The 6,324-nt window shown below is 36.4% G+C and carries 6 protein-coding genes; 5 read left to right on the plus strand and 1 reads right to left on the minus strand.

What is annotated here, in order from left to right:
- Nucleotides 1-14 precede the first annotated feature (14 nt).
- Nucleotides 15-1,238 (plus strand): 6-phosphofructokinase, encoded by a 1,224-nt coding sequence (locus AD60_RS09885; protein ID WP_103877386.1) that lies wholly within the window; start codon nt 15-17, stop codon nt 1,236-1,238.
- A 506-nt stretch (nt 1,239-1,744) separates the two neighbouring features.
- Here AD60_RS09885 and AD60_RS09890 read toward each other — a convergent pair.
- Nucleotides 1,745-3,463 carry a hypothetical protein gene (locus AD60_RS09890; RefSeq protein ID WP_103877385.1) on the minus strand — a complete coding sequence of 573 codons (1,719 nt, stop codon included), beginning with the start codon at nt 3,461-3,463 and terminating at the stop codon, nt 1,745-1,747.
- Between the two features lie 368 nt (nt 3,464-3,831).
- Between AD60_RS09890 and AD60_RS10230 the strand changes: the two genes are divergently transcribed.
- The 4 genes from AD60_RS10230 (at nt 3,832) to AD60_RS10240 (ending at nt 6,195) form a co-directional block, all read left to right on the plus strand.
- Nucleotides 3,832-3,975, plus strand: coding sequence for a hypothetical protein (locus AD60_RS10230; RefSeq protein ID WP_158245397.1), 144 nt, complete (start codon nt 3,832-3,834; stop codon nt 3,973-3,975).
- A gap of 362 nt (nt 3,976-4,337) precedes the next feature.
- Nucleotides 4,338-4,499 (plus strand): hypothetical protein, encoded by a 162-nt coding sequence (locus tag AD60_RS10235; RefSeq protein WP_158248428.1) that lies wholly within the window; start codon nt 4,338-4,340, stop codon nt 4,497-4,499.
- Between the two features lie 349 nt (nt 4,500-4,848).
- The gene (locus tag AD60_RS09905; protein WP_233186886.1) at nt 4,849-5,691 is read left to right on the plus strand and encodes a reverse transcriptase domain-containing protein; all 843 of its coding nucleotides are present in this window, start codon (nt 4,849-4,851) and stop codon (nt 5,689-5,691) included.
- A 333-nt stretch (nt 5,692-6,024) separates the two neighbouring features.
- Nucleotides 6,025-6,195, plus strand: coding sequence for a hypothetical protein (locus AD60_RS10240; RefSeq protein WP_158248429.1), 171 nt, complete (start codon nt 6,025-6,027; stop codon nt 6,193-6,195).
- Nucleotides 6,196-6,324: the final 129 nt, after the last annotated feature.

Genomic DNA, 6,324 nt, shown 5'->3' on the forward strand with positions numbered 1-6,324 from the left:
CGGGGGTGTAATTATTGACTAAAAAAAATATTATGTATGCACAATCAGGAGGAGTTACTAGTGTAATAAATGCTTCGGCATACGGGATTATAAGTAGGGCTTTGAAAGACCCACAGATTGATAAAATATATGTGGGTATAAATGGTATCACAGGGGTTCTTGAAGGTAAATTGTTCGATTTAACAAAAGAGTCTGTCGATAAGGTAAATAATTTGAAAAATACTCCAGCAAGTGCCTTTGGTACCTGCAGGCATAGATTAAAGGAAGGTGACGAAGAAGGTTTTCAAAAACTTTTTAAAACGTTCGAAGACTACAATATTAGCTATTTCTTTTATAATGGTGGTAACGATTCTATGGATACAGCCCATAAAATCGACGAGTACTCAAAAAAGATAGGTTACGATTTAAAAGTAATAGGGATTCCAAAAACAATAGATAACGATCTATACGGGACTGATCATTCTCCAGGTTATGGCTCTGCAGCAAAGTATTTGGCAATTTCAATGTTGGAAGCCAGCATAGATACTCGTAGTATGGCAAAAGACTCCACAAAAGTTTTCATAATGGAGACAATGGGGAGACACGCAGGCTGGCTTACCGCAGCTACTTCTTTGGCTAAGTTAAATGGAGATTTTGGGCCTCATATTATTTTGTTACCTGAAAGGATTTTTGAAGAAGATAATTTTATTGATAAGGTTCAAAAAGAGGTAAATAGAAATGATTACTGTACGATAGCTGTTTCTGAAGGCATTAGGTATAAAAGTGGGGCTTTCGTTTCCGATATGGGCTACACCGACAGTTTTGGAAACAGGCAGTTGGGAGATGTTGGAAGGGTTGTGGCCAATATTATTTTAACCAGGTTAGGTTTGAAAGTGCATGTGTCTATACCTGACTACCTCCAAAGAAGTGCAGGGCACATTGTTAGTAAAACCGATCAAGATGAAGCGATTATGGTGGGAGAAAAGGCCTTAGAATATGCTTTGAATGGTATCTCAGGCTTCATGGTAGCGATTAATCGCCTCTCAAATAACCCTTACAAGATAGAATTAGGGAAAGTCCCTTTATTTGAAGTAGCGAATAATACCAAATATTTACCAGAAGAATATATTTCTGATGATGGTTACGGTGTGAATCAAAATTTTATTGATTATGCTAAACCTTTAATTCAAGGAGAAAGTTATCCACCTTACGAAAATGGTATTCCTAAATACGTATCTTTTCCAATTGAAGATAGGTAATTTATTCAATAAAAATCATTTATAACATGTTAACCATAAAATCAGGGAACAGAGCACACCCCAAACAAAAAGCCGAGCAGGGTGCGTGGTATTTGTATATGGTGCACCCAGCATGGGCAATAGCTAAGCGGTGGAAGTCCGCTGTGGGCCAGGTAGCGGGAACCACTAGTCGAAGGCAAGGGTGTCCATCGTGAGGTGGAATCTGAAGGAAGCCCAAGGCAAAGTCTCGATCCGATGAACAAGAACCAGATATAAGGCTAAGTGGAGTGGACGAGTTTGCTTAACAAAATGAAGTCCAGCAGCTACCCAGAACTCCACAGAGTAAATCTGGCGGATATATGGGATGAAAGTTATTGCACTTACCTGGGGAGATCTCAAGAATATGCTGTTAAGGCAACCCATACAGCAATGTATGGTTGAATCTTGAGAAGTTAGCAGAGGTCATAATACTCATTGGAAGATGAGGAAGGACGGTAGATAAATTAATTATCTACCTCCTACCCGATTTAAAAATTGTCGATAATTTTGATGAATTCTTCTCTCTCTTTTCCTTCAAAAACATAAAAAGAAATAGCAGAAGGCTTCCTTCTCAACGTGTATTTTTTCACGAATGGATCAATCTCTTTTGGTACTTTCGGTGTGATTTCTTTGGGTATATCCCTTAAATCATAGTACCTACCGTAATTCATCATGAACTTTTCTATCGTCTTTTTTTGTCTTGTATCAAGACTAACGTAATTTTCAATGAACTCTTTTAAATTCTTTTTATTCAAGTCTTTCATAAACTTTTTTACAACATCTTTCCTTCCCAAATAAAAAGGATGTTCGTTGAAGGTTATATTTTTGTTTGTGTAGATTTTTGGCTCTTGAACGTTTGTTAGTAAAGAATTAAAATCTATCTTTGGATTTCTTTCAAAGATAGAGTTTATTAACTCTTTCTTGTAGTAATCACATCTTTGTTCAATTAAACTGTCATCTTGTATCTCTTTAATTATCTTTTTTAGATTGATCTCTTCTTTGTAGTGATGAACGAGGTAAGAGGTAAAGAATTCTGATACTTGTCTTTCTTTTGGAAGGTTTTTAAACTTTTCAAGGTTTATCTCAAACTTTTTATCTATATCCTTCTTTTTCAATTCTTTGATTATGCATATAGGTGTGGATGTAGTGATTTCAAACTCAAGAGCTTCTAGTATGTTTCTCAAGGTACTTGGTTGAATGTACTTTGTCTTTGCAGATAAAAACTCTTTCAACGTTCTTTCAGAAACGTTCATTGAGTCTATGGGTATCTTTTCTTTTCCTATCTCTTTCCTTATGAAAGCTCTTAGTTTTGGTGTACTTCTATGTTGGTTGTTATCCAAATTGAATACAAAGTACTTTAATTGGTTAATGATATCTTTAAAAGTATTTTTTATCGATTCACCTTCTGCTTTGTTTAGTTGAGATAAACACTTTGAAAAGATAAAGACGGATTCATAAACCAAAGGATCGTTGTTATCCTTCTGCACTTGAAATATAGTATCAATGGAATTGAAAACTTTAAAGTTATCATCATCGAAATAGTAACCAAGGTAGAATCCTAATGGAAAGGTAAAAGTTAAAGCCTTTTCTTTGTTTGTATCTTTCAACCACCAAGATATATTGTTTAAAGCTTGCACCATGCCAGAAGGATGTGGAATAGTTTTTAAAACCTTAAATGCTTCGACGTTCAAACAAACTGCTTCTTCGTATCTTTCTTCGTTCTTTTTCCCTCTTGCTCTTGATAGTAATATGAAACCTTTATCAACAGGGTTTTGTTCGTAATTCTCACTCCAATATCTTATCTTTTCCATATTTTCATCGGGTTCATAATACAATTCATGTATATTTTTTAGAGTTTCTACAACAAGTCCTCTGACATAAACAGGTATATTGTCAAAATTATCCTTTAGTTCGTCGAATACTTTTTTAACACCCTCTTTTTGTTTAATTCTATTCAATATATGAATTTTTTGATCCAGAAAAAGATAATACAAACCACCTTTTTTCAGCCCCTTTATCTCTTCATTTATTATCTCAAGGGCTTCATCGTATTTAACATCCCATTTTAATTTTAAAACGTTTATGTAATTGACAATGCTTTTATTTTTATCTGATCTATCACTTTCTAAGTAATGAACAACATAATTCAAAATCGGTCTTATAAACTGTCCTTTATTCATAATTTTATCCAATAGTTTAATGTTCATTTCTCAACCCCTTTTTCTTTACCCAATAGCAACAAAAATATAAAATGAAATTTACTTCAAAAACCCTTTCTTTGGAATGTTAATAACACTTGAAGCTTCTATATTTTTTTCTAAAGTTTATTATATCATAACTCTTTCATAGTAACCAAAAGAAAGACAAAGGCATTATATCCGATAAAAAACATCGTAAATAATTTTAACATAAGCTTTTTTTGACCGATCTCTGTAATACTTTATAAATACATATTTGAAGCTAATTAAAAAAACACTTGAAAATCATATGGAAAAGTGTATGATTAAAATGAGGGATTAGATTATTTGAAATATTAGTTTTAAATTAAAAGAATAATCTAAGGGGGTGAAAGAGGATGAAGAAATTTTTTGTCGTTTTGTTGATCACTGGTCTGCTATTGAGTGGTATATTTGTTTTTGGAGGAGATGATGATGGAATAGATAAGACAAGTGGTTTAGAACCCACAGAGATTGTAAATGTTGTGGAAGAAGTGGAGTAAATGGTTGTTTGAGACAGTTACTCTAGACAAAAAACAACGCTTGGGAAAGCTTAGAAGATTTAAGGAATTATCTAGATAAGTTTTTGGAAGATATACGCTTCAAAAAATAGGTCAAAACACCGATTAACGAAAGGTAAAGTAAGTTAAGTTAAGGTAAGAAGAAAAAGAACTAAAATATTGGATAATTATCCAATATGCCCTTTGAAAATCGAAATAATTCTTAAAAAAATCGAAAAGTAATTAGAATTGAAGAATTTTTTAGGAAAAATAGTGATGAAAGAAGAAAGTAAATCGTCTCTTCCCATCTTGTGAGCTAAAAGAGCAGAAGCGGTAAAGAAAAGGTTAGAAAGGTTGCATTCGAGTTGCACAGCGAAGGAAGAGAAAGTAGCTTCAGAAGGAACATAGAGGAGATAAAAAAATTCGGAATGTTCTTTCATATAATCGGAGTAGAGGAAATCGAAGTACAGTTGAGAAGAGTTACCGTATGTGTGCCGAGCAAAGCTCAGAGTGTGCAACCAGTGTAAGTCTGGTCTGAGGAAAGGTTAGCAACCACCTCAGTAGTGAACTCTGCATAGTGGGGGTAACGAACCTATGAAGCCAGAGGAAACAAGGTACCGGGGTACAACGCAGGCGGAAGACAGCAGTCTTACTGGCGATAAGCGAGGCAGTAAGACCCCGACGGGATCTGAGGCCGTGGCACGGTATCAAAGGGACAAGCTGGGAACTCGGGAGACCCGCAACGTTCCTGGTGAAAAGGTATGGGCTGCCAAGCCTATAGACGGCAAGGTTGTCCAGATGGCGTTGTAGGAGTCGGACCAATGCATAGTACCGAAGAAGCCCTGTAATGAGGGTGGAGGGAAGGCATTGGCAGCAGTGCCTTGGGACGAAAGGGACACTTCCTCCGCACACAGAGGCGGACAAAGGAAGTCAACAAAACTCTCGTCCCTAACTGCTTTAGCTCGGAAAAATCCACAGATGAGATTTACGTCATTAACTCATCTGCTCACCGTGGACTTTCTCAAAGAGTGCTTCAAGGAGCTTAAGAAAGATAAAGCTCCAGGAGTAGATGGGGTAACAGTTAAGGAGTACGAAGTCACCTTAGAGAAGAACCTTAAGGAGTTAGTGGAGAAGTTAAGGGCAAAACGTTATAAACCTCAGCCAGTAAGGAGGGTTTATATCCCAAAGTCCAGGGGAGGAAAAAGACCGCTGGGCATCCCCACAGTGGAAGATAAGTTAGTCCAGATGGCGTTGAAGAAAATCCTTGAGGCAATCTTTGAGGTTGACTTTCTTGATGTATCTTATGGCTTTCGTCCTAAAAGAAGCTGTCATCAAGCTCTGGATATTCTGGACAAGGCGGTAATGACAAAGACAAGAAAAGGCTATTTTAAGTTAGGACGGAAGACTTCAAAGGCAAAGTTTAGACAAGGAATAAAGGAAATGAACCAGTGGTTAAAGGATGTCCGTAACCAAGTAAAGCTGAAAGAATGGTGGAGAGTGTTAAAACTGAAGTTAATAGGACATTTTCGCTACTATGGGATAAGCGGAAACATGCCAGAGATACAGGTGTTCTATAAGCGAACCATAAGGTTGGCCTTTAAGTGGATAAACAGACGCAGTCAGAAGAGGAGTTACAACTGGGAACAATTTCAGCAGTTTCTCCACTTTAATCCTTTGCCTGTACCAAAGATGTATCACTTAACTTACACTTTGTCCTGAAGGCAGTGATGCACTACTGAAGAGCCGTATGCGGGAAATCCGCACGTACGGTTCTGTGAGGGGGCAGTGGAAATAGGGCTAAGGTAAACCTAAACGGGCACGAAACTGGAAACGGTGGATACAGCCAAGGAGAATCTAAGGCCACTACGCCACTGCTCTACTCGACAATGACAATTGAATGACCTCCTTACGAGATAATAAAAATGTAGTATCAAATACATTATATAGTGAGGAGGTAAAAGTATAATATTGAAGGTATTAAAAGTTAGTTAAAATGCATGTTTTAGAGTTTTTGAAGATGGTAAAAATCTCTTATTAAGGAGGTGAAACCATATGCTAGCAAAAAAAGAAGTTTACTTAAGTGGCTGGGGTGATATGTGCTGTCGTTCGCATAGGGCAGTTTTTAATCAAAGTGATTTCAATGAATTTGAAACAGAAATTCTTGAAGCACTTGCTAGGATTGAAACCGAGCCTTCTGAAATCGTACTTAAAAACGAGGAGTAAGCTAAAAAGCTAATCGGTGATATGTCAAGGAGTAAAAACCAAAAAGATTGTTAAAAATTAGTGTAACTGACAATGCCCATACTTTCAGAAAAACTCAAAATAGGCTTGAAAACACAAAAAGATTCACTT

The sequence above is a fragment of the Petrotoga sp. SL27 genome (assembly GCF_002924605.1).
Taxonomy (GTDB): domain Bacteria; phylum Thermotogota; class Thermotogae; order Petrotogales; family Petrotogaceae; genus Petrotoga; species Petrotoga sibirica.